Below are 25,017 nucleotides of genomic sequence, written 5' to 3'. Positions count from 1 at the left end.
GACGGCGGCAGCGAGCTGGCTGTGCAGCGCCGCCTGGTCGAGCCCGCCGAGCGCGCCCAGCGCCTCCAGCCGGGCGGGGACCTCACCCGGGCTGTTGGCATGCACGGTGCCGGCGCCGCCGTCGTGGCCGGTGTTCAAGGCCGTCAGCAGGTCGACGACCTCGGCGCCCCTGACCTCGCCGACCACGATGCGGTCCGGCCGCATCCGCAGCGCTTGGCGGACCAGCTGGCGCACCGGCACCTCGCCGACGCCTTCCACGTTGGCGCACCGCGCGACCAGCTTGACCAAATGCGGATGCCGCGGTGCCAGTTCGTCTGCATCCTCGATGCACACGATTCGCTCAGTGGGTGCTACCGCGGCGAGCATCGCGGCCAGCAGGGTCGTCTTTCCCGCCCCGGTACCGCCGCATACCAGAAACGCGAGCCGCGCGGCGATGATGTCGGCGACCAGCGCGGCGGCCTGCGGCTCGATCGCGCCGTCCGCGGTCAGGGCGGCTAGATCCTGGGTGGCGGGCCGCAACACTCGCAACGACAAGCACGTCCCTGCGGGGGCGATGGGTGGCAACACCGCGTGCAGCCGCACCGCGAACTCGCCGCTACCGACACCGGACAGCTGGCCGTCCACCCAGGGTTGCGCGTCGTCGAGGCGCCGACCGGCGGCCAACGCCAGCCGCTGTGCCAATCGCCGCACCGCTGCCTCGTCAGCGAAACGAATCTCGCTGCGCCGCAGGCCGTTTCCATCGTCCACCCAGACCCCATCCGGCGCGGTGACCAGAACGTCGGTGGTGCCGTCCGCACGTAGCAACCCTTCCAGGATCCCGGCCCCGGTCAGTTCGGTCTGCAGCACCCGCAGATTAGCCAGCACCTCGGTATCACCGAGCACGCCGCCCGACTCGGCCCGGATCGCGGCGGCCACCACCGCGGGCCCCAGCGGGGACCCCGGCGCGGACGGCTCCGCAGCGAGCCGCTCTCGCACCCGTTCGATCAGCGACCCGCTCATGCGGCCCTGCCGTTCTGCGTTGCGCCCGGACGGGCCGGCAGCACGCCGAGTACCCGACGAGCCGCCACCGCCAGCGCGGAGCCGCGCCGCAATCGCAGGCCACCGTGTTCCAGCTGTTCGGCGAGGCGCGGTTGCGCGCGCATAGACGTCAGCAGCGGCAGGCCCGCGATGTCCGCCACCTCGGCCGCCCGCAAGCCGCCCGGTGACGGGCCACGAGCGACCAGTCCCAGGTTCGGATTGATCGCGGCCAGCACCGGAGCGACGGTCGCGGTGGCCGCACACGAACGCACATCGCACGGGCTGATCAGAACGGTCAGATCGGCAGTGTCCAAAGCGGTCTGGGTGGCCTGGCTGAGGTTGCGCGGAAGGTCGCACACCACCGTGACACCACCGCGACGGCCGGCATCGACGACGGCGTCTAACGGCGCTGCATCAATTTCATACCCGCGCCGGGTGCCGGACAGGATGCTGATCTCCCGATGACGCGGCAGCGCTGCGCGCAGTGCGGACCAATTCAGCCGTCCGCCTTGCAGCGCCAGGTCCGGCCAGCGCACACCGGGCACGCCTTCGCCGCCGACCAACAGGTCAATGCCGCCGCCCCACGGATCGAGGTCGACCAGGAGCGCGTCGGTGGCCGCGAGTGCCAGTGCGACCGCGAACAACGATGCGCCCGCTCCGCCGCAGCCGCCGATTACCGCGACGACGGCTCCGCGCGGGGCGTCCTCGCGCGCTGATTCGGCGGCTTCGGCCAGTTCGTGGACCAGTTCTGCCTCTTGCTCGGGCAGTCTCAGCACGTGCTGAGCGCCGACTTTGATGGCCGACTCCCAGGTCGCCGTCGTCGGTGCGACGGCGACTACCACAGTGACATGGGCACGCCTCGGCAGCGCCAACCGCCCGCAGCGATCGGCCGCGGCCTGGTCGAGCACCACGCCCGCGGCCGCCGACCATGTCCGGCTGCTCAGCGCGGCTCCAGCGCCCAGATGCACCACACGAACGCCGACGGCGGCGGCCACCCGGTCCAGCTCCTCACGCAGATCGGAGTCCGTCACCGCAGCCAATATTCCGGCCGAAGCCGTCCCGTCGGTCCTCGCGTCGCCTGTCACGCACCCAGAGTGGGCGCCGACGAGGATGGGACGCCAGTCCCAAACAGCGATCTGTGGATAGGAACGCAGGTGTGCACAAAGCTGCCGGCACTGCGCTGCGACCGCGCCCGACAGCACATTCCCGCAACGCGCGCGTCGCCGTGCTCAGGACACTACGTACAAGAAATATTTCCGGGAGAAAGGGACGACCCCCGCCAGGGGGGGAGGAGGCGAGGGTCGTCGTGTATCAGCCCCGGGGGGTCGGGCTGATACACCCTCGGCATCGGCCGAGTACTGCTTACTATACACATGACAGTCGGGCCTAACGCAAGTAATCGGGGCATCAAAAAAGACACGTTGAGCCGCAAAAACGCCCCCTGCCTCGGTTAGCTCGGGTGACTCGACGGGCTGTTTTGGGCGCAGGAACGCGGCCCGGTCGGCACTGCGACCTATGCTGGGTGGGTGACCGCCTCCGACTCGGCCGGGCAGCAGCAAACCCCGCCCGAAGCAGTGCCACCCGCCGGTCCCGGCGTCCGCACCGCGGCATTTTTCGACCTCGACAAGACCATCATCGCGAAGTCCAGCACCCTGGCGTTCAGCAAACCGTTCTTCGCTCAGGGGCTGCTCAGTCGCCGCGCCGTGCTCAAGTCCAGCTACGCACAGTTCATCTTCCTGCTCTCCGGCGCCGACCATGACCAGATGGATCGGATCCGCGCCCACATGACCAACATGTGCGCCGGCTGGGACGTCGCGCAGGTCAAGTCGATCGTCAACGAAACCCTGCATGACATCGTGACCCCACTGGTGTTCGCCGAAGCCGCGGACCTGATCGCCGCACACAAGCTCTGCGGCCGCGATGTGGTGGTGGTCTCGGCGTCGGGCGAGGAGATCGTGGCGCCGATCGCCCGCGAGTTGGGCGCTACCCACGCCATGGCGACCCGGATGGTGGTCGAGGACGGCAAGTACACCGGAGAAATCGCGTTCTATTGCTACGGCGAGGGCAAGGTGCAAGCAATCCGCGAGCTCGCCGCGCGCGAGGGCTATGCGTTGGAACATTGCTACGCCTACTCGGACTCGATTACCGACCTGCCGATGCTGGAGGCCGTCGGCCACCCGAGCGTGGTCAACCCCGACCGCGCCTTGCGTCGGGAAGCGATCGAACGCGGTTGGCCCATACTGTCTTTCAGCCGGCCGGTGTCGCTGCGCGATCGCATCCCAGCGCCCTCGGGCGCGGCGATCGCGACCACCGCGGCGGTAGGTATCAGTGCGCTGGCCGCCGGTGCCGTCACCTATGCGCTGCTGCGCCGCCTGGCTTTCTGAACCGGGCTGCCAGCAAACTGATCAGCGCGCAAATTGCTGCCCACTCGTGACATTCATTGCAATTGGGCCTTGCTGTGCTAGGGGTCTAGTAGTACAAAGGAAACACGGAAGCCCGGTGAGGCCTAGGTCGATCCGGAAGAGAAGGTTCGATCTCCCGATCCGGGCGCCTAGCACGGTTCTCGGCACCCACGCTGAGTCACAGCCGCGATAATGGCAGAAGTGTTGCGGGCCTGCGTAATTGCGAAAAGTGGAAGGTATCGACGGCCCTTTGGGTGGGGTTGCAACCGGAAGCGTCGCAAGATCGCCGAGGCCAACCCACGCAGCCCATAGGATGTACGCTTGGTAACCGAGTTCCGTGTTAGCGGGCGGCGGCCCGAATAAATCGGATCGCCGCCCGCTTCGCATGTCTGACAGCGATTTACGGTGCCGGTCTGGCTACTATTTCGGATTCTTCGACAACGACTCGGCAATCAACAGCGCCTCGTCCGCACCGGCCTGCAGCGCGCGGCAACACATCAGCAGCCACGCCCCCACACCTTTCGGCGTGCCCTCTGCGAAACCGCGCGCCGCGTCACGATAATTCGCGGATTGGCGCATCCATCGCACTTCCGGTACCCCAAGCCCATGCGGGTCCAATCCGGTCGCGATAGTCACCAGCCGTGACACGGCCCGTGCGACGACGCCATCCGCACTACCGAATGGCTTGAGCGTCAACAGCTCTCCGTGTGCGACGGCGGCAACCACCGGCGCCGACGCCTCGGTGTGACCGGTCACCAGCTCGGCGAGCAATTCCAGCCGGGGCCCAATTTCTGGCCCGGCGCGGGGACGACCCAGCCGATCCGCCTCGACCTGGTCCGCAGCGGCCAGCACGTGCAGGCGCGCCAGCGCCTGCAACGGGGCCCGCTGCCACACCCGGACGAGCGTGCCTCCCCCACCTTCCAGGGCCTGAGCCACCCGCAGCGCTCCCGCGAAGACCGGATCTCCAACGCCGGCCGACTCCGCCACGTCCTCCAGGCGGACGGGACCGCCGTCGAGCACCGAGGAGGCGCGCGCCGCCCGCAACGCCGAATCGGCAGCCGTCACCGGCCACCCACGCAGGTTGGCGCGGTGTCGATGGGCACGCCCCAGCGCGTCGCGGGCGCGGTCACTGGCCTCGGCCACGCCCGGCAGCTCCATCAGCGCGGCCAACGGGTCAGCGGTCACAGCCTGCCAACCTATCGCGGAGGTGCCGATGCGCCGGGAATGGCCCGCAGCAGCTCGCGGGTGTACTCATGACCGGGGCGATCGAACAGCTCTTCGGTAGGGGCGTGTTCAACCACCCGACCGGCGCGCATCACCAGCACGTCGTCGGCGATCTGACGGATTACCGCCAGATCATGGCTGATGAATAGGTAGGTAAGCCCGAGCTGCGTCTGCAGACCGGCCAGCAGCTCCAGAATCTGCGACTGCACCAACACGTCCAGCGCTGAGACGGGCTCGTCGCACACCAGCACATCTGGGCGCAGTGCCAGCGCCCGAGCGATCGCCACCCGTTGCCGCTGACCGCCCGACAGCTCGCCGGGTAGCCGGCCCAAGACTGACGACGGCAGCGCCACCTGGTCGACCAGCTCCCGCACCGCCTGCTCGCGGTGCCTGCGATCGCCGACCCGGTGGATTCGCAGCGGTTCCTCAATCGCTCGGTACACCGTGTACCTGGGGTCCAGACTGCTGTACGGGTTCTGCAGCACAGGCTGGATCCGCCGCCGATAGGCCAGCGCCTTGTCCCGCTGCAGGTTGTCGGTGATCTCAGTGCCGCCGAAAGTCACGGTGCCCGACGTTGGTCGCAGCAGACCCAGGACCATGCGCGCCAGTGTCGACTTACCCGACCCCGACTCTCCGACGATCGCCAGGGTGCTGGCCCGTCGCAGCCGGAACGACACCGCGTCGACCGCGCGAAACTCCCCTCTTCGCCAAGGGACGCCGTGCGACTCCCGGTAAACCTTGGTCAGCTCCGAGGCGACGAGGATGTCGTCGGGTTCGGCCGATGCTGCGCTAGACGGCGCCCGCCGCCGGGCCGCGGTCAGCGATGGCGCCGCGGCGACCAGCCGCCGGGTGTATTCGTGTTTGGGATCATGCAGGATCTGCTGTGCCGCACCAGATTCGACCACCCTGCCGCGGTGGACGACGACCACGGCCTCGGCCCGCTCGGCAGCCAGCGCCAGATCGTGCGTGATCAACAGCAAAGCGGTGCCCAACTCGTCGATGAGGTGCTGCAGATGGTCGAGCACCCGCCGCTGCACGGTGACGTCCAATGCTGATGTCGGCTCGTCGGCGATCAACAGCCGGGGCCTGCCCGCCAGGCCGATGGCGATGAGCGCGCGCTGACACATCCCGCCGGACAGCTGATGCGGGTATCTGCCCACCTGTTTCACCGGGTCGGGCATGCCTGCCTCGTCGAGCAAGGCCACCGCCCGTCGGCGGGCGTCACGCCCATCGGTGTTGGCGCGCAAGGATTCCCGGATTTGAAAGCCTACCTTCCAGACCGGGTTGAGGTTGGTCATCGGATCCTGCGGCACATAGCCGATCTCCCTGCCCCGGATGGACCGCAGCACCCGCGGGTCGGCGGAGGTAATGTCGCGGCCGTCGAAAACAATGCGCCCGCCCGTGATTCGACCTCCGGGCGGCAACAGACCGAGGATCGCCGCAGCAGCGGTGGATTTGCCCGATCCGGATTCGCCTACCACGGCGACGGTTTGGCCGCGCAGCACCGCAAGATCCAGTCCGCAAACCGCCGGTGGGTGCGTCCCGAACTTCACTTCCAGGCCTTCGACCGACAGCAGCGGCGACTCGCCCGTCATGCCCGCCACGCCCGCGACGCCGGATCGAGCGCATCGCGGAGGACGTCGCCCATCATCATGAAGGCCAGCACCGTAATCGCCAGTGCGCCTGCGGGATAGAACAGTATCGGCGAGCCGGCCCGCAGTCGGGTCTGCCCGACGTTGATATCGCCGCCCCAGGACACCACCGAAGTCGGCAGGCCCACCCCGAGGTAGGACAAGGTTGCCTCGGTGACGATGAAGGCGCCCAGAGCAATGGTGGCCACGGCAATCACCGGTCCGATGGCGTTCGGCAGCACATGGCGCAGCAGGATTTGAAATCTACTCAGCCCCAGCGCTTTAGCGGCCAGGACGTAATCGCTGGACCGCACTTCGAGGACTGAGCCGCGCGCGATCCTGGCCACCTGTGGCCAGCCGAACAAGGCCAGGATGGCGATCACCGTCCAGACCGTGCGGTGGTGCATGACCTGCATGAGCACGATGGCGGCCAACAGCAGCGGCAACCCGAAGAACACGTCGGTTAGGCGGGATACGACGGCGTCCAACCACCGGCCGTAGAATCCCGCCACCGCGCCGAGCGCTCCGCCGACGACGAACACCGCCAGGGTGGCCCCCAACCCGACGGTGACCGACGCACGGGCTCCGTAGACCGTGCGCGCGTAGATGTCGTGGCCCTGCAGGTCGGTCCCGAACCAGTGTGCCGCCGACGGCGGCTGCAGGCTCTGGCCCGGATCGGCATAGGCGGGGTCGGCTCCGGTGAACAACGCCGGAAATCCCGCGACGACCACGACGAGCACGATGAGCGCGGCGGCGACGATGAACTTTGGCCGCCGACGCAGATCGCGCCAGGTGTCACGCCAGAAGCCATGTGTCTCAGCCATACCGGATCCTTGGGTCGAGGGCCGCATAGAGCAGGTCCACCAGCAAGTTGGTGATCAGGTAGATCAGCACCAGCACCGTCACGATCGATACCACCGTCGGCGCCTCCTGCCTGGTGACCGCCTGATACAACACGCCGCCCACCCCGTGGATATTGAAGATGCCTTCAGTCACAATCGCTCCGCCCATCAGCGCCCCCAGGTCTGCGCCCAGGAAGGTCACCACCGGGACCAACGAGTTGCGCAGGATGTGTACGGTGACCACCCGCGGCCGGGATAAGCCTTTGGCGGTGGCGGTGCGTACGTAGTCGGCGTGCGCATTGGCGGCCACCGCCGAACGCGTCAAGCGCACCACGTAGGCGAACGACACCGAGCCCAGGACGATTCCGGGCAGCAGAAGTCTTGCCAGGCTTGCTCTCTCGCCGACGGTGACCGGTGCAATGCCCAGCCGGACCCCGAAGAGGAATTGCGCCAGAAAGCCGAGCACAAAGATCGGAACCGCGATGATGACGAGGCCGGTAACCAGGACGGTGGCATCGAAGATACCGCCCTGGCGCAGCCCCGCGATGACCCCGAACCCGATGCCCAGCACCGCCTCGACTGTCAGCGCGATCAACGCCAGCCGGATCGTCACCGGAAACGCATGTGCCAGAACGGCGCTGACCGGCAGGCCGGAGTAGGCGCGACCCAAGTCGCCGTGCAGGATGCCGCCCAGGTAGCGCAGGTACTGCAGCAGGAACGGTTCGTCGAGGTGATAGCGGGCGCGCAATTGCGCGGCCACAGCCGGGGTCAAGGGTCGGTCGCCGGCAATCGCGGCCAGCGGATCACCGGGTAGCAGGAAGACCATGGCGTAGATCAACAAGGTGGCCCCGAGGAAGACCGGCACCATGGTGGCGATCCGGCGCGCTATGTACCAACCCATTTCAAGCCTTCACGATGTTCTCGTAGTCGGGCAGCCCGTTCCAGGTGACCGTGACGCCGTGCACCGCCGACGACCATCCGACCACCGCGATGTTGTCCCACAGTGGCACAGTGGGCATGTCGTGCAACAGGATTCGCTGCGCGATGTTGGTCAGCACGGCTGACTCCGGCAGGCTGGGCGCTGCTTCGGCCCTGGCCAGAGCCGCGTCGAACTCCGGGCTGGAGTAGCCGACGTCGTTGGAGCCGGCGCCGGTCCCGAACAAGGGGGCGAGAAATTCCACCATCGACGGATAGTCGCCCTGCCAGCCGGCGCGGAACGCGGTGCCGATGGTGCGGTTGGTGATCTGGGTGCGGAAACCGGCGAAGGTCGGCTGCGGCGCGCCGACCGCGTCGATGCCCAGCACGTTCTTGATGCTGTTGGCTACCGCGTCGACCCAGTCCTGATGTGCACTGTCGGCGTTGTAGGCGATCGCGTAACGGCCGCTCCACGCCGAGATCGCATTGGCTTGCGACCAAAGTTGCCGTGCCCGTTCGGGATTGAAGTCCAGCACGTCGTTGCCCGGCAGGTTCGGATCGAAGCCGGGCAGCGATCGGGCGGTGAAATCGCGGGCCGGGCTGCGGGTTCCGGCGAAGATCTGCTGGCAGATTTGCGGACGGTTGATGGCTGCGGACAGGGCGAGACGGCGCAGCCGACCCTCTTCGCCACCGAAATGCGGTAGGCGTAGCGGCGTGTCGAGGGACTGATTCACCGCTGCCGGCCCACTGGCGGCGTTGCCCCCCAGGTCGCGCTTGTAGACGGTCAGCGCGCTCGACGGAATCGTGTCCAGCACATCGAGATTGCCGGACAGCAGATCGGCATACGCAGTGTCCAGGTTGGCGTAGAACTCGAACCGCAGGCCCTTGTTGCGGGCCTTGCGGTTGCCGTGATAGTCGGGATTGGGTTTCAGGTCGATGCGGACGTTGTGTTCCCAGGCAGGGCCGTCGGGACCGTCGGTAAGCCGGTATGGGCCGTTGCCGATCGGGCTGCGGCCAAAGGCTGCCATGTCGCGAAATGCCCTGTCCGGCAATGGATAGAACGCGCTGTGGCCCAGCCGCAGCAGGAAGTCGACGGTCGGCGCCTTGAGCCGCACGGTGAACTCGAGGTCATTGACCACCCGTAGCCCGGACATGGTGGTGGGTTTTCCGTCGGCCGGTGCGCCGGCAACATCCTCGAAGCCCTCGATCGGGCTGAAAAACTCTTGCTGCAGTTGGGCATTGGCGCTCAACGCCCCGTAGTTCCAGGCGTCGACGAACGAGCGCGCCGTCACCGGTGACCCGTCGGTGAACTTCCACCCGGGTTTCAAGACGATTCGATAGTTGACGTTGTCGGTGGTCTCGATCGACTGTGCCACCTCATTCGCCGGTTTGCCGGCGGCGTCATACGACACCAAGCCGGCGAACAACCGATCGAGAATCCGGCCGCCGAGGCTGTCGTTGGTACCGGTCGGAATCAACGGGTTCGGCGGCTCCCCACCGTTGACCACCACCACATCGGGGCTCAGCACGCCGCCGCCGCAGCCCGCCAGCGCGGCGATTACCAGCACCGCCGCGACGACGGCGCCCAACGTGGCCCTTGACCTCGGACGCATGACAGCGACCCTAAGGCGTGCGACCGCGGCGGGGTGTCACGCCCACGCCGACGCGCCGCACTGGCTGGCGATTGATTCCCACTGCTACAGTTGCAGTATTGTGCATTTTCGGGTTGCAGACACACCGTGCAGATCGTCTCGTTGGCGCTCGACTATCGCCATCGTTGCTGCGATTTGTGTCTGTGCTGCCGGCCTCAAGTGCTGGAGTTTGCAGACCGATATAGCCACCGGCGCCCCGCAATCGGTCGCCGAAAGCTCACTGGTGGTACCGAACGCCGCGCCGGCACAGGCCAATCGCCGCTTCGCGTCGTCAAGCGGTTTCCAGAACGTCTCGCCATCGGATGACAAGGCCGTCAAAGGCGCCGGATTGCGGCGCGACCGGCCGGCCACTTGGTCGGTGTGCGAACCTCGTGGGTCCTCGTCGCCGCCGACGGTCGCCTGGGCCGCCGGGCCGCAGCAGCCGCAGCGCGATCCCCACTCGCGTCCGCCCGCGAACTGCCTTGCGGGCCAAGACCTTTTGACGCAACTCTGCGTCGCACGACGCTGATCGGTTAGCCCCCGGGCGTTGCCCTGCGGTTGCGGCCGGTGAATCGCGGCCGGCCCGCCAAAAAACCAAGCTCACTCTTCGAGCCGCCTCGACGACGGCGAAATCATCCGCCTGCCCGGTGAATGCGGGCGACGACGCGGCCGCCGGGCGGTGGCTGGGTGGACGACCACCGAGCAGCGCCAGATAAGCCGCAGTAACCGCAACCGCTATCTGCTCAAAAACTTCAAATTCGATTACTCGACCAGCCGAGGAAGTGAGATGGATTTTGCCGGATTACCACCAGAGATCAACTCCACCCGCCTGTATATGGGTCCCGGAGCGGCGCCGATGCTGGCCGCATCGGCGGCATGGGACGCGCTGGCCGCCGAACTGCACACCGCCGCAGGGGCCTATCAGTCGGTCATCACCCAACTGACCGACCAGTCGTGGGTCGGGCCGTCGGCGATGTCGATGGTGGCGGCGGCCACGCCCTATTTGATCTGGATGAGGGCCACCGCCGCCCAATGCGAAGAGGCGGCCAGGCGAGCCACCTCAGCCGCGGCCGCCTATGAAACCGCCTATGCGATGACGGTTCCGCCTCCGATGGTCGTGGCCAACCGGGTTCAATTGGCGACGTTGGTGGCGACCAACCTGCTGGGGCAGAACACACCCGCGATCATGGCCAACGAAGCGGAGTACGCCGAGATGTGGGCTCAGGACGTCACGGCCATGTACGGCTATGCGGCCAGTTCTGCTGCTGCGTCAGCGGTTACGCCCTTCACGCCGCCACCGCAGACGACCAACCCCGGCGGACTTGTCACCCAGGCGAGCGCTGTCGGTCATTTCGTGGGCACTCGCGCGCAGACGGCGTCGGCGCAGCTGATGTCCACGGTGCCGCAGACGCTGCAGGGTCTGGCCACACCCGGATCTTCCAGCGCGGGAACGATTGCCACGTCGGGCGTCTCGTCGGCGGCATCAGCGCCGATCGCCGCGGTCTCCAGCCTCCCCGGCGTCTCAGGCATGAAGGGCATCGGCAAAAGCGCCGGCGCTCTCGAGGGCGCGGCGACGGGCCTGACCGGTTTGAGTGAAGGGGAGTTGGGCTTGGTCGAGGACACCGCCGGTCTCGGTATGGACGCGTTCGGACTGGTGGGGTTGGACGGCGGCGGCGTGGGCCTGGACCTGCTTGGCGTGGGCATGGACTTCACCGGCGCGGACGAGTTGACCGAGTCGGCAGGGTTAGGGCCGTTGGCCGCCAGTGGACCGCTGGGTAGTGCAGGGGCTCTGGGATCCCCGAGCGGCATCGGCGCAACGGCGAGCCTGGGTCAAGCGACATCGCTGGGAACCTTGTCGGTGCCGCCGAGTTGGGGCGCCCAGGCGCAATCGGTGTCGATGGCTGCTCCGGCGCCCGTCCTCGACGCCGGCGTCGTGCCGAGCGGAGCGGCCGCGACGCCTGGACCCGCGGTTTCCCGGACGCCGCTGGGCGGAATGGTCGGGCGCGCGTCCGAGGGCGCGCTGCGAGTCGGGTTCCGCCCGTCACTGATTCCCCATACGCCGTCGGCCGGATAACGTCGTCTTCCTGCCACTCGGCGGGCCGCGGATCATAAGGTGTCCGCGCGGTGGGTAACCGCTCCTCATCGCCCGCGCGCGGATAGCGGTGCGGCGCTAGGCTCGCAGGCGCGAGCCGCCAGAGCCTCGACTGAGGAGAGAAGTCAGTGAGCGACACCAACACCGCAGAACCTGCTGAGGCCACGTCGTATCCGCCGCCCCCGCACTTCGTCGAGCAGGCCAACGCCGGCGAGGAGCTCTATCGCGAGGCAGAGCAAGACCGCTTGGCCTTCTGGGCCAAGCAGGCCGAGCGGCTGTCCTGGGAGACTCCCTTCACCGAGGTATTGGACTGGTCGGAGGCACCATTCGCCAAGTGGTTCGTCGGCGGCAAGCTCAATGTCGCCTACAACTGCGTGGATCGCCACGTCGAGGCCGGCCACGGGGACCGCGTCGCCATCCACTGGGAGGGCGAGCCCGTCGGCGACAGCCACAGCTTGACGTACTCCGAACTGCAGACCCAGGTTTGCAAAGCCGCCAACGCCTTGACCGAGCTCGGTCTGGTCGCCGGTGACCGCGTCGCGATCTACCTGCCATTGATCCCCGAAGCGGTGATCGCCATGCTGGCCTGCGCACGGCTGGGTGTCATGCACACCGTGGTGTTCGCCGGCTTCACCGCCAAGGCACTACGAGCCCGCATCGCCGACGCCGAAGCCAAGCTGCTGATCACGGCCGACGGGCAATTCCGCCGCGGCAAGCCGACGTCGCTGAAGGACTCCGCCGACGAGGCGGTCGCCGGTCCGGACAGTCCAGTCGAGCACGTTATCGTGGTGCGCCGCACTGGGATTGAAGTGCCCTGGAACGACGGGCGCGACCGGTGGTGGCACGACGTGGTCGACGCCGCGCCAGCCGAGCACACGCCGGAAGCGTTCGATGCCGAGCAGCCGCTGTTCCTGTTGTACACGTCGGGCACCACCGGCAAGCCCAAGGGCATCGTGCATACCAGTGGCGGCTACCTCACCCAGTCCGCGTACACCATGGACGTCATCTTCGACATCAAGCCGGACAGCGACGTGTTCTGGTGCACCGCCGATATCGGCTGGGTCACCGGCCACACCTACGGTGTCTACGGTCCACTGTGCAACGGCATCACCGAGGTGCTCTACGAGGGCACGCCGAACACGCCGGACGAACACCGGCACTTCCAGATCATCGAAAAGTACGGCGTCACAATCTATTACGCAGCGCCCACCTTGATTCGAACCTTCATGAAGTGGGGCCGCCAGATCCCCGATGCCCATGACCTGTCCAGCATTCGGCTGCTGGGATCGGTCGGCGAGCCGATCAACCCCGAGGCTTGGCGCTGGTACCGCGAAGTCCTTGGCGCAGGCCGGGTTCCAGTGGTCGATACCTGGTGGCAGACCGAAACCGGCTCGGCGATGATATCGCCACTGCCCGGAGTTGCCGCCGCCAAGCCAGGTTCGGCGATGGCGCCACTGCCCGGCATCTCGGCGAAAATCGTTGACGATCATGGCGATCCGCTGGAGCCCGCCGATGACGAAGCCGGGCACATCAGCGGCTATCTGGTCATCGACCAGCCGTGGCCGTCGATGCTGCGCGGCATCTGGGGGGACCCCGACCGTTATCGGGAAACCTACTGGTCCAAGTTCGCCGACAAGGGCTTCTATTTCGCCGGGGACGGCGCCCGCACCGACTCCGACGGCGCGATTTGGGTACTGGGCCGCATCGACGACGTGATGAACGTGTCCGGCCACCGCATCTCCACCGCCGAAGTGGAGTCGGCTCTCGTCGGGCACTCCGGTGTCGCCGAGGCCGCGGTGGTCGGGGTTACCGACGACACCACCGGTCAGGCCATCTGCGCGTTCGTCGTCTTGTGCACCAGCGACGACGCGCACGAAGGAACCGTCGATGAACTGCGCGCGGAGGTGGCCCGGGAGATCTCGCCGATCGCCAAGCCGCGCGAAATTCACGTCGTGCCGGAGTTGCCCAAGACCCGCAGCGGCAAAATCATGCGCAGGTTGCTGCGCGACGTCGCGGAAAACCGCGAGCTGGGTGACACGTCAACGCTGCTGGACCCCAGCGTGTTCGACGCGATCAAGGCGGCCAAATAGCTCAGCCAGGCACCGGCACGAATCCCGCGCCGGGCCGGTTCTTGGCGGTGACGTCGGCCAAGATCGTGTTGATGTCCATCACGACCGCCGGTGTGTGCAGCGGGATGTACTTGGTGATGCAGGTCGGCAGGTTGTCGCTAAAGGCTCCGTGGATCATGCCGACCAGCAGGTTGTTGACGGTTACCGGGGCTCCAGAGTCACCCGGACGCCCGCAGACCTGCATGACGATGGTGCCCGGCTGCTGACCCATGCCCCAGGTGACGCCGCAGGAGTTCCCGGTGGTGCGGCCCTGCTTGCAGGCGACCTCACCGAAGGCCGGGTCCGGCCCGATGCCGTTGATCACAAAGCCGTTGTAGTTGGCCACCGGCGCCACCTTGGCCGGGTCGAACTTGATCACCGCATAGTCCAGGTTGTCGTTGCCGGCGACCATCACGCCCACCGGACCGCGGCTTTCCGCGACCTCCGCGGCGACCTGTGCACCCGGATTCCCGCAGTGCGCGGAGGTGAAGCCGATCAGCTCGCCGGTGCGATCGGTGCCGATCGTCGTCAGGGTGCACATGGTGTCCCCGTTGACGACGATGCCCGCCCCACCGCCCAACGGAATCCTGTCGTCAGCCGAGGCGATGGCGGGCAATCCAACCAGTGCCCACAGCATGGCGGCTATCGCCACCGCAACCCAGCGGCGCGCTGACTGCACGGCAAAACTCCTGTCTGGCTGGTTGAGCGTCGGAGAACCGGTGCGCCAGTCTAAATGATCGATTGTGGGTACCCGTTCTGGGCGAATTGCCGCGCCGTCGATTACGGCTGGCCTCGTCTGGCAGCGCAGCGCATGGCAACATGAACCGCGACGACAGCGAACCGGGCAATCAAACCGAAAGGACCGTCTGTGAGCAAAGCCGATCACACGAACGGTGTGCCCAGCACCCTGACCACGATTCCGCTGGCCGATCCGCATGCCCGGTCGGGTGAACCGTCGATCGGTGACCTGATCAAAGACGCCACAACACAGATGTCCACGTTGGTGCGCGCCGAGGTCGAATTGGCCCGCGCCGAGATCACCCGAGACGTCAAGAAGGGCCTGACCGGCAGCGTGTTCTTCATCGCCGCGCTGGTGGTGCTGTTCTACTCGACGTTCTTCTTCTTCTTTTTCCTCGCCGAGTTGCTCGACACCTGGCTGTGGCGATGGGTGTCGTTCCTGATCGTCTTCGCCATCATGGTGGTCGTCACCGCGGTGCTGGCCTTGCTCGGCTACCTGAAGGTCCGCCGGATCCGTGGACCCCGCGAGACCATCGAATCGGTCAAGGAGACCCGAACGGCGCTTACCCCAGGCCACGACAAGCCCGGTGCCCCCAAGGCGATCACGTCCGACTCCAAGGAACCGAAGAAGCCCGCCGACCCCTCAGGTTGGTAGATGCCGGCACCAGATCCGTCGGTGGTCCGCATCGACGGGCCGTGGCGGCATCTGGACGTGCACGCCAACGGCATCCGGTTCCATGTCGTCGAAGCTCTGCCCACCGGCCAGGAAGCAACCGCACCCGTCACGGCCCGGCCGCTGGTGTTGCTGCTGCACGGTTTCGGGTCCTTCTGGTGGTCGTGGCGGCACCAGCTGCGTGACCTGACCGGAGCCCGCGTCGTCGCGGTCGACCTGCGCGGCTACGGCGGTAGCGACAAGCCGCCGCGCGGCTACGACGGCTGGACGCTGGCCGGCGACACCGCCGGGCTGATCCGGGCGCTCGGGCACTCCTCGGCGACCCTGATCGGCCACGCCGACGGCGGACTGGCCTGCTGGGCCACGGCGCTGTTGCACTCCCGGCTGGTGCGCGCCGTCGCGCTGATCAGCTCACCGCATCCGGCCGCGCTGCGCAGATCCACGCTGACTCGGCGGGACCAGAGCCGAGCGCTGCTGCCCACCCTGCTGCGCTACCAGATGCCGATGTGGCCGGAGCGGCTGCTCACCCGGCACGACGCGGATGAAATCGAACGCCTGGTCCGCAGCCGCAGCTCCGCGAAATGGGCTGCATCTGAGGACTTTTCACACACCATCGGACATTTGCGGCGAGCGATTCGGATCCCGGGGGCAGCGCATTGCGCGCTGGAGTACCAGCGCTGGGCGGTCCGCAGTCAGCTCCGCGACGAGGGTCGGCGCTTCCTCAAGTCCATGTCGCAGCAGCTCGGTTTGCCGCTGTTGCATCTGCGCGGTGACGCGGATCCCTACGTGCTGGCCGACCCGGTCGACCGCACGCAGCGCTACGCGCCGCACGGCCGCTACCTATCCATAGCCGGCGCAGGGCATTTCGGCCACGAAGAAGCGCCCCAGGAAGTCAACAGGCACCTGACGCGCTTTCTCGAGCACGTGCACGGGCCGCGGGTCAGCTGACGCAGGTTTGGGTGGCAACCGGTTTGGTGTTGCCCACCTTGGCACGCTGACTGGCCACCTCGTCGGCCGTCAACACAAAACCGGTGTTGACATCGTCGACAGCCGCGCCGAACACCACACCCAGCACGCGGCCGTTGAGGTCGATCAGCGGACCGCCCGAATTACCCTGCTCCACAGTGGCGAAAATGGTGTATACGTCGCGAGTCACCTGCTGCGGGTCGTGGTAGATGTCGGGGCCGTTGAGCTTGATGGCCTCACGAATCCTCGCTGGCGTGGCGGTGAAGTTGCCGCCACCGGGATAGCCCAACACCACCGCGTCGGCGCCACTTCTCGCCTCAGTTTGAGCGAACTCCAGCGGCGGCGCCTGCAAGTTCGGCACGGCAAGGATCGCGATGTCGACGCGGGGGTCGTAAGACACCACCGTGGCGTCGAACGGATTGCTGCTGGCGTACACCTGGACACTGTTAGACCCGGCCACCACGTGCGCGTTGGTCATCACCCGGTTAGGCGAGATCACGAATCCGCTGCCCTCGAGCACTTTCTGGCAGCTCGGCGCCACGCTACGGATCTTCACGACGCTTGGTCGGGTCGCCGCGATCACGGGATTGTTGGCCAGCGCCGGATCCGGTGACGCGATCGGGGCGATGGGCGCCAGGATTGCGGGCATCCCCGAAGGGTTCAGCAGCGCCGACATCCGCTTGGGCACCGTATTCAGGAAGGGGGGCGCAACGTCCCTGACCTTCGCGAGCACTCGCGAGCCCTTGACCGCCGAAGCCAGTTGAGGTTGATCCTTCGACTGCGTGACCATCGTCGACAACACGAAGGCCGCGGTCAGCACCACGAAAACCTGAAAGCCCACCCCGATGACGGAATCGACCAATCGCAGCGTGGGATTGCGAATCGCACCGCGGACAGCTCGGCCGAGCACCACTCCGGCGACCTCGCCAACGACGACCAAGGCCAAGAACAGGAATATTACCGAGAACAGCTTGGCCTGCTGAGCCGCGATATGACTCGCGATATGCGGGGCAAGCAGCACACCGGCCAGCGCGCCCAGCAGCACACCGGCGAACGACATCATCGAGCCCAGCGCGCCGGAACGCCAGCCTGATATGGCGGCGACGAAGGCGATCGCCACGATGGCAATGTCCAGCCACTGCGACGGGGTCATCGAATTCATCGTGCCCCACCCTGCTCGCCGACCAGCACCATTGCGTCATCGAGTTCGCGGACGTCGCTGGTGTCCCAGGGCTGGGCCCACCCGGCGACATCGAGCACTGCAGAGATCACCTGGCCAGTGAATCCCCAGACCAGCATTTCGTTGAGGAGAAACGCCGGTCCGGCCCAGCGCCGGGTCAACGCACGGCGGTACACCATCAGCCGGTTCGCCGGGTTGACGAAGGCGCGCACCGGGACACGCGCCACGATCGCCGTTTCGGCTTCGTTGACGACGGACACCGGCCCAGGGTCCGGCGAATAGGCCAATACCGGAACGACATGGAACCGGGACGGCGCAATGAACGTCCGTTCCATCGTGGCCAGCGGATGCAGCCGGGACAGATCGATTCCGGTTTCCTCATGCGCCTCGCGCAGGGCGGTGGCGACGGGCCCGTCGTCGCCGGGGTCGGACGCGCCGCCGGGAAACGCCGCCTGACCGGCATGGTGCCGCAGGGTCGAGGCCCGCACGGTCAGCAACAGGTCGGCGTCGTCGGGAAGGCTGCCGTCGGCCGGGCCGTTCTGCGGGCCGGAGAACAACACCAGAACCGCGGCCTCACGATCGTCGCCACGCACAGATGCCACCGAGGACATCGCCCGGGCCGCGGTGACCATCGCCAGCACGTCGGCCGGCAGCCGGCGCCGGAACGCGTCGGGAATCTGAGCGACGTTGTCGACCAGGGGTCGCAGCCAGGGCGGGCCGAGCTCAGGCGTCAGGGAAGTCGCAGCATGCACCGGCGCCTCCCTCGCGTTCCGCCGCTGTACAGCGCTGTCATCTCGCGATGTTTCCGAGCGCAGCCGCGATCTCATCGGCAGTGGCGAAGGCGCGCGGCAGCGTCTGGGCAACGCTACCGTCCGGGCGCAGCACAACCGTCGCGGGCATCACGTTTGCAACCGCCAACGCCGCCGCCACCCGCCGACGACCGTCCTGCAACGTCGGCAACCGGACGTCGAGCTCCGCCAACTGCAGCAACCCTGCCGTCTCGTTCACGTCTTGATGCACGGTCATCACCACCACGTCCGACCCGACCCGGCGCTGGTACTCGGCCATGGCCGGTAGCTCGGCGCGGCACGGCACACACCAATACGCCCACAAGTTGAGGACCACCCGACGTCCGGCCACCGCGCGCGCGACGTCCACCGCCGAACCATCCGCAGCGCACTCCACCACCACGCCGCGCAACGCCGTCGGGCCGGGATCGTTCCCGGCTGCAGGGCAGGACGGCAGATTCGCGCGCTGCCGGGGTCCCGCCAGCGCGGCCGGGGTGTCGGCGTCGCGGTGTTCGCGCTCAGCGGTTGACCGGGTCGGGCCGGCGGTCTCCGGGTCCTGCTGCAACTGGGCCACCAGCGCCGCCGTCAGCGCCGCCACCACCGCCAGGATCGCGATGGTCCAGCGGGTCCGTACGGTCAACTCACCCGCCCCGCTGCTACAGCCCGGCCAGGGCCAGCAGATGCTCGGTTTCCGGACCCTGGACCAGCGGAGCCGCCAGCAGCGGTTCGGTGGGACCAAGGCCGAAGGACGGGCAGTCCTTGGCCAGCACGCAGACCCCGCACGCGGGTTTGCGGGCGTGACATACCCGGCGGCCGTGGAAGATCACGCGATGGCTCAACAAGGTCCACTCTTTGCGTTCGATCAGGTCGCCGACCGCGTGCTCGATCTTGACCGGATCCTCTTCGGTGGTCCAGCGCCACCGGCGCACCAGGCGCGCGAAGTGGGTGTCGACGGTGATGCCCGGGATACCGAAGGCGTTGCCGAGGATGACGTTGGCGGTTTTGCGCCCCACGCCGGGCAGCGTCACCAACTCGTCCATGGTGGCCGGCACCTCGCCGTCGAATCGCTCGACCAAGGCTTGCCCCAAGCCGATCAGCGAGTTCGCCTTGTTACGGTAGAAACCCGTGGGACGGATGAGGTTTTCCAGCTCGGCGCGATCCGCCTGCGCGTAGTCCAGCGCGGTCCGGTATTTCGCGAACAAGGCCGGCGTCGTCAGGTTCACTCGTTTGTCGGTGCTCTGCGCCGAGAGGATGGTGGCCACGGTCAACTCGAGCGGCGACGTGAAATCCAGTTCGCAATACACATTGGGAAACGCCTGTGCCAGAGCACGATTCATCCGTCGCGCCCGTCGCACCAAGCCGACTCGGGTTTCCTTGGCCCACCGCCGGGCCAGGCCGTCGACGGGTGCCGCCGTCCTCGGCTTGGCGCGGCCGGACGCCTTTGCCACTGTCACCTTCGACAGAGTACTGATTTCGTAATCTCACTGAGACCTCGTGTTGATTCGAGGCCATGTTTACTTCCTTTGTGTCGTGGTTGCTGGTGGCCTGCGTTCCGGGGCTGCTGATGCTAGCGACGCTTGGGCTCGGGCGCCTGGAAAAGGAACTGACCACCGACACCGTCACGGCGACCGACGTCGACGAGTTCCTCGAACATGCCGAAGCCGTGGATGTGCACACGCTGGCCCGCGAAGGTATGCCGGAGGCATTGGATTTTCTGCATCGGCGCCAGGTCCAACGGCTCGGCGAATCGCCGTCGCCCGGCTCCTCCTCGGGGCCACAGCCCGACGCGGTGTTCTTTGCCGGCAATCTTCGCGCAGCAGGTGCGTCAACGCAGCCGACGCAAATACCTGCCCGTTCGGCGGACTAATCCGCAATTAGGCAGACTCGGGACGGCAATCGTGTGTAGCGTTGGCACGTCGAACCGATTGGCCTACCTTTAAACGCGTGTCACTCGTAACAGGTCGGGCTGCCCGTATCACTTTGTTGGAAAACTGAAGAGGCAACGTGGACGAGGTCTTGGCAAGGGCAGGGATCTTCCAAGGGGTTGAGCCCAGCGCGGTCGCCGCACTGACCAAACAACTGCAACCTGTCGACTTTCCGCGTGGACATACGGTTTTCGCCGAGGGAGAGCCCGGCGATCGGCTGTACATCATCATCGCGGGGAAGGTCAAGATCGGCCGCCGTTCGCCAGATGGCCGAGAGAATCTGTTGACCATCATGGGTCCGTCCGACATGTTCGGCGAATTGTCGATCTTCGACCCGGGGCCTCGGACGTCCAGCGCGACCACGATCACCGAAGTGCGCGCGGTCTCGATGGACCGGGATGCGCTGCGGGCATGGATCGCCGACCGTCCCGAAATCGCCGAGCAGCTGTTGCGGGTGCTTGCCCGACGGCTGCGCCGTACCAACAACAATCTGGCCGACCTCATCTTCACCGATGTCCCCGGCCGGGTGGCCAAACAGCTGCTGCAGCTGGCCCAGCGTTTCGGCACCCAGGAAGGTGGCGCGATGCGGGTTACCCATGACCTCACCCAGGAGGAGATCGCGCAACTCGTGGGCGCCTCCCGGGAGACCGTGAACAAGGCGCTGGCCGACTTCGCTCATCGCGGCTGGATTCGCCTCGAGGGCAAAAGCGTGCTCATCTCAGACTCCGAGCGCCTAGCCCGCCGAGCGAGGTAAGCGCGCTTGCGCGCGCGCAACCGAGCGAGAAATCCAACACCGAGCGAGGTAAGCGCGCTTGCTGCGGCACCGGCGGGTCGACGGGTTTGGTGTGAACCCTTGGCTTTCCTTGTGAATCCTGGGCTTTGCGGGTGAGCGTAGGGCGGAAAAGCCGCCGGATCCGCGCCGTGCGCTCACGCTGAAAACCCTAAGCTCACACTCAAATGCGGGGTATGCGATGCCGTTTCAGGGATCGGCGCCACAGGCTCGAGCCGACTCACCCACGCAAGTAGTTCAGCTGTACCTCGACCGACCACTCGGCGGCATCCCAAAGCTTTTCGTCGACGTCGACATAGACGTGTTCGACGACTTGGCGCAGGCTCGCGTCGTCGCCGAGATCCCGCAGCGCCGCGCGTACTTGCGCCAGGCGTTCCTGGCGGTGCACCAGATAACCCGAGGTGACGGCCTCGACGTCCGGCAAGTCTGGGCCGTGGCCGGGCAACACCGTGCGGCCGCCCAGCCCGCGCAGGCGCTGCAATGACTCCAGGTAGTCACGCAAATTGCCGTCTTCCTTGTCGAAGACAGTGGTGCCGCGACCCAGCACGCTGTCGGCGGTCAGCACGGCGTCGTCCAGAACGAACGACAAGGAGTCGGCGGTGTGGCCGGGAGTGGCCAGCACGGTGATCTTCAGGCCGGCGGCGTCGATGACCTCGCGATCGCTCAGCGTCACGCCGTCGCCTCTTAGGAACTTTGGATCGGCGGCCCGCACCGGCGCGCCGGTCAGCTCAACTAGTTTGTCGATCCCGTCGGTGTGGTCGCCGTGCCGGTGGCTGATCAGCACCAGGGCGATCCGGCCCAGCGCTGCGATCCGAGAGATGTGTTCGTTGTCGTCGGGTCCGGGATCCACGATGACCAGCTCGTCGCTGCGCGGACCGCGCAACACCCAAGTGTTGGTTCCCTCCAGCGTCATCAGACCCGGGTTGTCGGCCAGCAGCACCGACGCGGTCTCGGTGACGGCTCGCAGCCTGCCGTATGCGGGATGCGCAAGCGGCTCAACAGGCTCGGCTGACCCGGGCATAGGACGCTAGCCGACCTCCACGATCAACTCGATCTCCACCGGTGCGTCCAGCGGTAGCTCGGCCACACCCACCGCGGAACGCGCATGGGCACCCTTGTCGCCGAACACCTCCGCCAGCAAGTCCGAGGCGCCGTTGACAACGCTCGGCTGGCCATGGAAGCCGGGAGCCGACGCGACGAACCCGACGACCTTCACTACCTGAGTGACGGTGTCGAGGCCGACCAACGCATCCACCGCCGCCAATGCGTTGAGTGCGCATTTCCGCGCCAGTGCCTTGCCCTCTTCAGGAGTGATGTCCGCGCCCACCTTGCCAGTGCCTGCCAGCCTTCCGGACTCGAACGGCAATTGACCGGCGGTGTAGACCAGATTGCCGGTGCGCACCGCGGGGACATAGGCCGCCAGTGGTGCCGCTACCTGCGGCAGCGCGACACCGATTTGCCCGAGGCGGGTCAACCAGGAGGCTCCGGGACTCGTCACGACCGCTACTTCGGACGCTTCAGATAGGCGACGTGCTGATCGCCGACGGGTCCGGGCAGCACCGCCACCAGCTCCCAGCCATCGGCGCCCCATTGATCGAGGATCTGTTTGGTTGCATGCGTGAGCAGCGGAACCGTGGCGTACTCCCACGCGGTCGGTTGGGTCATGACGCGAGCTTATCGGTCGGCCTTGACCAGCTCCGGCCAGCCCGGCAGCCCGGCGAAGTCGTCGGGCTTTAGCATGCGATGGTGGCAACCACATATAGCGGCAGTCGTTCGGTCGGCTGGCCGGCGCGCTTGTCCAAGGCCCGCTTGCACTTTGTGACCGGCAAGGGCGGTACCGGAAAGTCGACCATCGCGGCCGCGCTGGCCCTGACCCTGGCCGCCGGCGGCCGCAAAGTTTTGCTCGTCGAAGTCGAGGGCCGCCAGGGGATCGCGCAACTCTTCGACGTCCCGCCGTTGCCCTACCAGGAACTCAAGATCGCCACTGCCGAGCGCGGCGGCCAGGTCAACGCATTGGCGATCGACATCGAGGCCGCGTTCCTGGAATACCTCGACATGTTCTACAACCTGGGCATCGCGGGCCGGGCGATGCGCCGCATCGGTGCGATCGAGTTTGCGACGACAATCGCTCCCGGGCTGCGCGACGTGTTGCTCACCGGCAAGATCAAGGAGACGGTGATCCGCGTCGACAAGAATCGGCTGCCGGTCTACGACGCGATTGTGGTCGATGCGCCGCCGACCGGGCGGATCGCGCGTTTCCTGGACGTCACCAAGGCGGTATCCGATCTGGCCAAGGGTGGTCCGGTGCATTCGCAGGCCGAAGGTGTGGTCAAGTTGCTGCACTCCGATCAGACCGCCATCCACCTGGTGACCCTGCTGGAAGCGTTGCCGGTGCAGGAAACCCTGGAAGCCATTGAGGAGCTGGCGGGAATGGAACTGCCGATCGGCAGCGTGATCGTCAACCGCAATATTCCCGCGTACCTCGGGCCAGACGCTTTGGCCAAGGCAGCCGAGGGAGACATCGACGCGGACTCGGTGCGGGCCGGTTTGGCGAAGGCCGGAATAACCTTGTCCGACGGTGATTTCGCCGGCCTGCTGACCGAGTCGATCGAACATGCCACCCGGATCAGCGCCCGCGCCGAGACCGCCCGACAGCTCGACGAGTTGCAGGTATCGCGACTGGAGCTGCCGACCATCTCCGACGGCGTCGACCTGGGCAGCTTGTATGAACTTTCCGAATCGCTTGCAGAGCAGGGGGTTCGATGATGACCCACCAACCGAAGACTCTGGACATGGCCGCCATCCTGGCCGACACTTCCAACCGCGTTGTGGTGTGCTGTGGCGCCGGCGGTGTCGGCAAGACAACCACCGCAGCAGCGATGGCGCTGCGTGCTGCCGAATACGGCCGCACGGTGGTGGTTTTGACGATCGATCCGGCGAAGCGTTTGGCACAAGCCTTGGGCGTCAACGATCTTGGCAATACTCCGCAGCGCGTGCCGTTGGCCCCGGAAGTCCCCGGCCAGCTTTACGCGATGATGCTCGACATGCGTCGCACGTTCGACGAAATGGTGGTGCAGTACTCCGGACCTGAACGCGCCCAAGCGATTTTGGACAACCAGTTCTACCAGACCGTTGCCACATCACTAGCCGGCACGCAAGAGTACATGGCCATGGAGAAGCTGGGTCAGCTGCTGGCTCAGGACCGTTGGGACCTGGTGGTGGTGGACACCCCCCCGTCGCGCAACGCGCTTGATTTCCTCGACGCGCCAAAACGGTTGGGCAGCTTCATGGATAGCCGGCTCTGGCGGCTACTGCTGGCACCCGGACGCGGTATCGGTCGATTGGTCACCGGCGCAATGGGATTGGCCATGAAGGCGATGTCGACGATTCTGGGTTCGCAGATGCTCGGCGACGCCGCGGCGTTCGTGCAATCGCTCGACGCGACATTCGGCGGATTCCGCGAGAAGGCGGACCGCACGTATTCGTTGCTGAAACGGCGCGGCACCCAGTTCGTCGTAGTGTCGGCGGCCGAGCCCGACGCGTTGCGCGAGGCGTCCTTCTTCGTCGACCGGCTTTCACAGGAAGGGATGCCGCTCGCCGGGCTGGTTCTCAACCGCACGCACCCGACCTTGTGCTCGTTGCCGGTCGAGCGCGCGATTGACGCCACCGAAACGCTGGAGTCCGACCATCCCGACTCCAGTGACACAGCGCTGACGGCGGCCGTACTGCGGATCCATGCCGACCGCGGACAAACCGCCAAGCGGGAGATCCGGCTGCTGTCCCGATTCACCGGCGCCAATCCACACGTGCCGGTCGTCGGAGTTCCGTCGCTGCCATTCGACGTTTCCGACCTCGACGCGCTGCGGGCCCTTGCCGACCAGATCACTTCGGTCGGCGACGATGCGGGCCGCGCAGCGGCCCGCTGAGGAGCCGGCCCATCAGCACACGTCGGCGACGATGCGGGCCGCGCAGCGGCCCGCTGAGGAGCCGTTGGTAACCGGCTCCGCACGGTCCCCAAACGCCAGTTCTTTTAGCGCACAAGTGCATTCGACTCTTTGGCTGGCGATGTAACAGAAAAGTAATGAGGAGCGGCCA

General features: G+C 66.7%; 25 protein-coding genes. 10 read left to right on the top strand and 15 right to left on the bottom strand.

Going from position 1 to position 25,017, the window contains the following annotated elements; translation table 11 throughout:
- Nucleotides 1–999: TadA family conjugal transfer-associated ATPase (locus tag AC5Y2L_RS28055; protein ID WP_499945672.1), on the bottom strand; the 999-nt coding region annotated here is incomplete at its 3' end.
- Entirely contained in the window at nucleotides 996–2,048 is a 1,053-nt protein-coding gene (gene ssd, locus AC5Y2L_RS28050; RefSeq protein WP_499939919.1) for a septum site-determining protein Ssd, read from the bottom strand. The genes AC5Y2L_RS28055 and ssd, both read right to left, overlap by 4 nt.
- A gap of 495 nt (nucleotides 2,049–2,543) precedes the next feature.
- Here ssd and AC5Y2L_RS28045 point away from each other — a divergent pair, with 495 nt between their 5' ends.
- Nucleotides 2,544–3,401: an HAD-IB family hydrolase gene (locus AC5Y2L_RS28045; RefSeq protein ID WP_499939907.1), complete on the top strand. Its 858-nt coding sequence runs from the start codon at nucleotides 2,544–2,546 to the stop codon at nucleotides 3,399–3,401.
- Nucleotides 3,402–3,839: 438 nt separating this feature from the next.
- On the opposite strand, the gene AC5Y2L_RS28040 is transcribed toward AC5Y2L_RS28045, so the two are convergent.
- The 5 genes from AC5Y2L_RS28040 to AC5Y2L_RS28020 are packed head-to-tail and all read right to left on the bottom strand — an operon-like array spanning nucleotide 3,840 to nucleotide 9,644.
- The gene (locus AC5Y2L_RS28040) at nucleotides 3,840–4,604 is read right to left on the bottom strand and encodes an oxidoreductase (protein ID WP_499939906.1); all 765 of its coding nucleotides are present in this window, start codon (nucleotides 4,602–4,604) and stop codon (nucleotides 3,840–3,842) included.
- 11 nt (nucleotides 4,605–4,615) lie between these two features.
- Nucleotides 4,616–6,238 (bottom strand): dipeptide ABC transporter ATP-binding protein, encoded by a 1,623-nt coding sequence (locus AC5Y2L_RS28035; protein ID WP_499939905.1) that lies wholly within the window; start codon nucleotides 6,236–6,238, stop codon nucleotides 4,616–4,618.
- Nucleotides 6,235–7,098, bottom strand: a complete 864-nt coding sequence (locus AC5Y2L_RS28030; RefSeq protein ID WP_499939903.1) for an ABC transporter permease — start codon at nucleotides 7,096–7,098, stop codon at nucleotides 6,235–6,237. Before AC5Y2L_RS28030 ends, AC5Y2L_RS28035 begins: the two co-directional genes overlap by 4 nt.
- Nucleotides 7,091–8,017: an ABC transporter permease gene (locus AC5Y2L_RS28025; RefSeq protein WP_499939902.1), complete on the bottom strand. Its 927-nt coding sequence runs from the start codon at nucleotides 8,015–8,017 to the stop codon at nucleotides 7,091–7,093. Before AC5Y2L_RS28025 ends, AC5Y2L_RS28030 begins: the two co-directional genes overlap by 8 nt.
- 1 nt (nucleotide 8,018) lies before the next feature.
- Nucleotides 8,019–9,644: a peptide ABC transporter substrate-binding protein gene (locus AC5Y2L_RS28020; RefSeq protein ID WP_499939900.1), complete on the bottom strand. Its 1,626-nt coding sequence runs from the start codon at nucleotides 9,642–9,644 to the stop codon at nucleotides 8,019–8,021.
- Here AC5Y2L_RS28020 and AC5Y2L_RS28015 point away from each other — a divergent pair.
- The 3 genes from AC5Y2L_RS28015 (at nucleotide 9,643) to acs (ending at nucleotide 13,844) form a co-directional block, all read left to right on the top strand.
- The gene (locus AC5Y2L_RS28015; protein WP_499939899.1) at nucleotides 9,643–10,191 is read left to right on the top strand and encodes a hypothetical protein; all 549 of its coding nucleotides are present in this window, start codon (nucleotides 9,643–9,645) and stop codon (nucleotides 10,189–10,191) included. The two genes, AC5Y2L_RS28020 and AC5Y2L_RS28015, sit on opposite strands and share 2 nt — an antisense overlap.
- Nucleotides 10,192–10,449: 258 nt before the next feature.
- The gene (locus AC5Y2L_RS28010) at nucleotides 10,450–11,736 is read left to right on the top strand and encodes a PPE family protein (protein ID WP_499939897.1); all 1,287 of its coding nucleotides are present in this window, start codon (nucleotides 10,450–10,452) and stop codon (nucleotides 11,734–11,736) included.
- A gap of 146 nt (nucleotides 11,737–11,882) precedes the next feature.
- Nucleotides 11,883–13,844, top strand: coding sequence for an acetate--CoA ligase (gene acs, locus AC5Y2L_RS28005; RefSeq protein ID WP_499939895.1), 1,962 nt, complete (start codon nucleotides 11,883–11,885; stop codon nucleotides 13,842–13,844).
- Nucleotide 13,845: 1 nt separating this feature from the next.
- Here acs and AC5Y2L_RS28000 read toward each other — a convergent pair whose 3' ends face one another.
- A complete protein-coding gene (locus tag AC5Y2L_RS28000) occupies nucleotides 13,846–14,541 on the bottom strand; it encodes a chymotrypsin family serine protease (RefSeq protein WP_499939894.1) in 696 nt (231 codons plus the stop codon).
- Between the two features lie 189 nt (nucleotides 14,542–14,730).
- Here AC5Y2L_RS28000 and AC5Y2L_RS27995 point away from each other — a divergent pair, with 189 nt between their 5' ends.
- Together AC5Y2L_RS27995 and AC5Y2L_RS27990 are read left to right on the top strand one after the other, a co-directional pair.
- Entirely contained in the window at nucleotides 14,731–15,255 is a 525-nt protein-coding gene (locus AC5Y2L_RS27995; protein ID WP_499939892.1) for a phage holin family protein, read from the top strand.
- On the top strand, nucleotides 15,256–16,221 hold the full coding sequence (locus AC5Y2L_RS27990) for an alpha/beta fold hydrolase (protein ID WP_499939890.1): 966 nt from the start codon (nucleotides 15,256–15,258) through the stop codon (nucleotides 16,219–16,221).
- Here the strand turns inward: AC5Y2L_RS27990 and marP are convergent.
- Genes marP through nth form a run of 4 tightly spaced genes read right to left on the bottom strand, consistent with a single transcriptional unit; the run spans nucleotide 16,214 to nucleotide 19,544 of the window.
- On the bottom strand, nucleotides 16,214–17,392 hold the full coding sequence (gene marP, locus AC5Y2L_RS27985; RefSeq protein ID WP_499939889.1) for an acid resistance serine protease MarP: 1,179 nt from the start codon (nucleotides 17,390–17,392) through the stop codon (nucleotides 16,214–16,216). The genes AC5Y2L_RS27990 and marP overlap by 8 nt on opposite strands.
- A gap of 5 nt (nucleotides 17,393–17,397) precedes the next feature.
- Complete coding sequence (locus AC5Y2L_RS27980; RefSeq protein WP_499939887.1) at nucleotides 17,398–18,246, bottom strand: NUDIX hydrolase; 849 nt, start codon at nucleotides 18,244–18,246, stop codon at nucleotides 17,398–17,400.
- A complete protein-coding gene (locus AC5Y2L_RS27975) occupies nucleotides 18,209–18,847 on the bottom strand; it encodes a TlpA family protein disulfide reductase (RefSeq protein ID WP_499939886.1) in 639 nt (212 codons plus the stop codon). Before AC5Y2L_RS27975 ends, AC5Y2L_RS27980 begins: the two co-directional genes overlap by 38 nt.
- Before the next feature lie 16 nt (nucleotides 18,848–18,863).
- Nucleotides 18,864–19,544, bottom strand: coding sequence for an endonuclease III (nth, locus tag AC5Y2L_RS27970; protein ID WP_499939917.1), 681 nt, complete (start codon nucleotides 19,542–19,544; stop codon nucleotides 18,864–18,866).
- Between the two features lie 173 nt (nucleotides 19,545–19,717).
- Here nth and AC5Y2L_RS27965 point away from each other — a divergent pair, with 173 nt between their 5' ends.
- Both AC5Y2L_RS27965 and crp read left to right on the top strand, forming a co-directional pair.
- Complete coding sequence (locus AC5Y2L_RS27965) at nucleotides 19,718–20,074, top strand: hypothetical protein (RefSeq protein WP_499939885.1); 357 nt, start codon at nucleotides 19,718–19,720, stop codon at nucleotides 20,072–20,074.
- A gap of 137 nt (nucleotides 20,075–20,211) precedes the next feature.
- Nucleotides 20,212–20,886: a cAMP-activated global transcriptional regulator CRP gene (gene crp, locus AC5Y2L_RS27960; RefSeq protein ID WP_499911681.1), complete on the top strand. Its 675-nt coding sequence runs from the start codon at nucleotides 20,212–20,214 to the stop codon at nucleotides 20,884–20,886.
- 256 nt (nucleotides 20,887–21,142) lie between these two features.
- Here crp and AC5Y2L_RS27955 read toward each other — a convergent pair whose 3' ends face one another.
- Genes AC5Y2L_RS27955 through sp36 form a run of 3 tightly spaced genes read right to left on the bottom strand, consistent with a single transcriptional unit; the run spans nucleotide 21,143 to nucleotide 22,587 of the window.
- A complete protein-coding gene (locus AC5Y2L_RS27955) occupies nucleotides 21,143–21,943 on the bottom strand; it encodes an MBL fold metallo-hydrolase (RefSeq protein WP_499939883.1) in 801 nt (266 codons plus the stop codon).
- Between the two features lie 6 nt (nucleotides 21,944–21,949).
- Nucleotides 21,950–22,396, bottom strand: a complete 447-nt coding sequence (locus tag AC5Y2L_RS27950) for a RidA family protein (RefSeq protein WP_499939916.1) — start codon at nucleotides 22,394–22,396, stop codon at nucleotides 21,950–21,952.
- A 29-nt stretch (nucleotides 22,397–22,425) separates the two neighbouring features.
- Complete coding sequence (sp36, locus tag AC5Y2L_RS27945; protein WP_499939882.1) at nucleotides 22,426–22,587, bottom strand: Sp36 family protein; 162 nt, start codon at nucleotides 22,585–22,587, stop codon at nucleotides 22,426–22,428.
- 78 nt (nucleotides 22,588–22,665) lie between these two features.
- On the opposite strand from sp36, the gene bagA reads away from it, so the two are divergent.
- Both bagA and bagB read left to right on the top strand, forming a co-directional pair.
- The gene (gene bagA / locus AC5Y2L_RS27940; protein ID WP_499939881.1) at nucleotides 22,666–23,688 is read left to right on the top strand and encodes an ATPase BagA; all 1,023 of its coding nucleotides are present in this window, start codon (nucleotides 22,666–22,668) and stop codon (nucleotides 23,686–23,688) included.
- Nucleotides 23,688–24,848 (top strand): ATPase BagB, encoded by a 1,161-nt coding sequence (gene bagB, locus AC5Y2L_RS27935; protein ID WP_499939880.1) that lies wholly within the window; start codon nucleotides 23,688–23,690, stop codon nucleotides 24,846–24,848. Before bagA ends, bagB begins: the two co-directional genes overlap by 1 nt.
- Nucleotides 24,849–25,017: the final 169 nt, after the last annotated feature.

This window comes from Mycobacterium sp. NGS66, from assembly GCF_059812225.1.
The sequence above is the reverse complement of the archived record's forward strand: the minus strand, read 5'-3'. Positions and strand labels throughout refer to the sequence as shown.

Bases quoted from the DNA above. Each gene is read 5' to 3' on its own strand.
- marP (WP_499939889.1), bottom strand. From the start codon at position 17,392: ATGACCCCGTCGCAGTGGCTGGACATTGCCATCGTGGCGATCGCCTTC.
- sp36 (WP_499939882.1), bottom strand. From the start codon at position 22,587: ATGACCCAACCGACCGCGTGGGAGTACGCCACGGTTCCGCTGCTCACG.
- AC5Y2L_RS28035 (WP_499939905.1), bottom strand. From the start codon at position 6,238: ATGACGGGCGAGTCGCCGCTGCTGTCGGTCGAAGGCCTGGAAGTGAAG.
- AC5Y2L_RS27990 (WP_499939890.1), top strand. From the start codon at position 15,256: ATGCCGGCACCAGATCCGTCGGTGGTCCGCATCGACGGGCCGTGGCGG.
- AC5Y2L_RS27965 (WP_499939885.1), top strand. From the start codon at position 19,718: ATGTTTACTTCCTTTGTGTCGTGGTTGCTGGTGGCCTGCGTTCCGGGG.
- AC5Y2L_RS28010 (WP_499939897.1), top strand. From the start codon at position 10,450: ATGGATTTTGCCGGATTACCACCAGAGATCAACTCCACCCGCCTGTAT.
- nth (WP_499939917.1), bottom strand. From the start codon at position 19,544: ATGAATCGTGCTCTGGCACAGGCGTTTCCCAATGTGTATTGCGAACTG.
- AC5Y2L_RS28025 (WP_499939902.1), bottom strand. From the start codon at position 8,017: ATGGGTTGGTACATAGCGCGCCGGATCGCCACCATGGTGCCGGTCTTC.
- bagB (WP_499939880.1), top strand. From the start codon at position 23,688: ATGACCCACCAACCGAAGACTCTGGACATGGCCGCCATCCTGGCCGAC.
- AC5Y2L_RS27980 (WP_499939887.1), bottom strand. From the start codon at position 18,246: ATGAGATCGCGGCTGCGCTCGGAAACATCGCGAGATGACAGCGCTGTA.
- AC5Y2L_RS27955 (WP_499939883.1), bottom strand. From the start codon at position 21,943: ATGCCCGGGTCAGCCGAGCCTGTTGAGCCGCTTGCGCATCCCGCATAC.
- AC5Y2L_RS28030 (WP_499939903.1), bottom strand. From the start codon at position 7,098: ATGGCTGAGACACATGGCTTCTGGCGTGACACCTGGCGCGATCTGCGT.
- AC5Y2L_RS28015 (WP_499939899.1), top strand. From the start codon at position 9,643: ATGACAGCGACCCTAAGGCGTGCGACCGCGGCGGGGTGTCACGCCCAC.
- AC5Y2L_RS28020 (WP_499939900.1), bottom strand. From the start codon at position 9,644: ATGCGTCCGAGGTCAAGGGCCACGTTGGGCGCCGTCGTCGCGGCGGTG.
- bagA (WP_499939881.1), top strand. From the start codon at position 22,666: ATGGTGGCAACCACATATAGCGGCAGTCGTTCGGTCGGCTGGCCGGCG.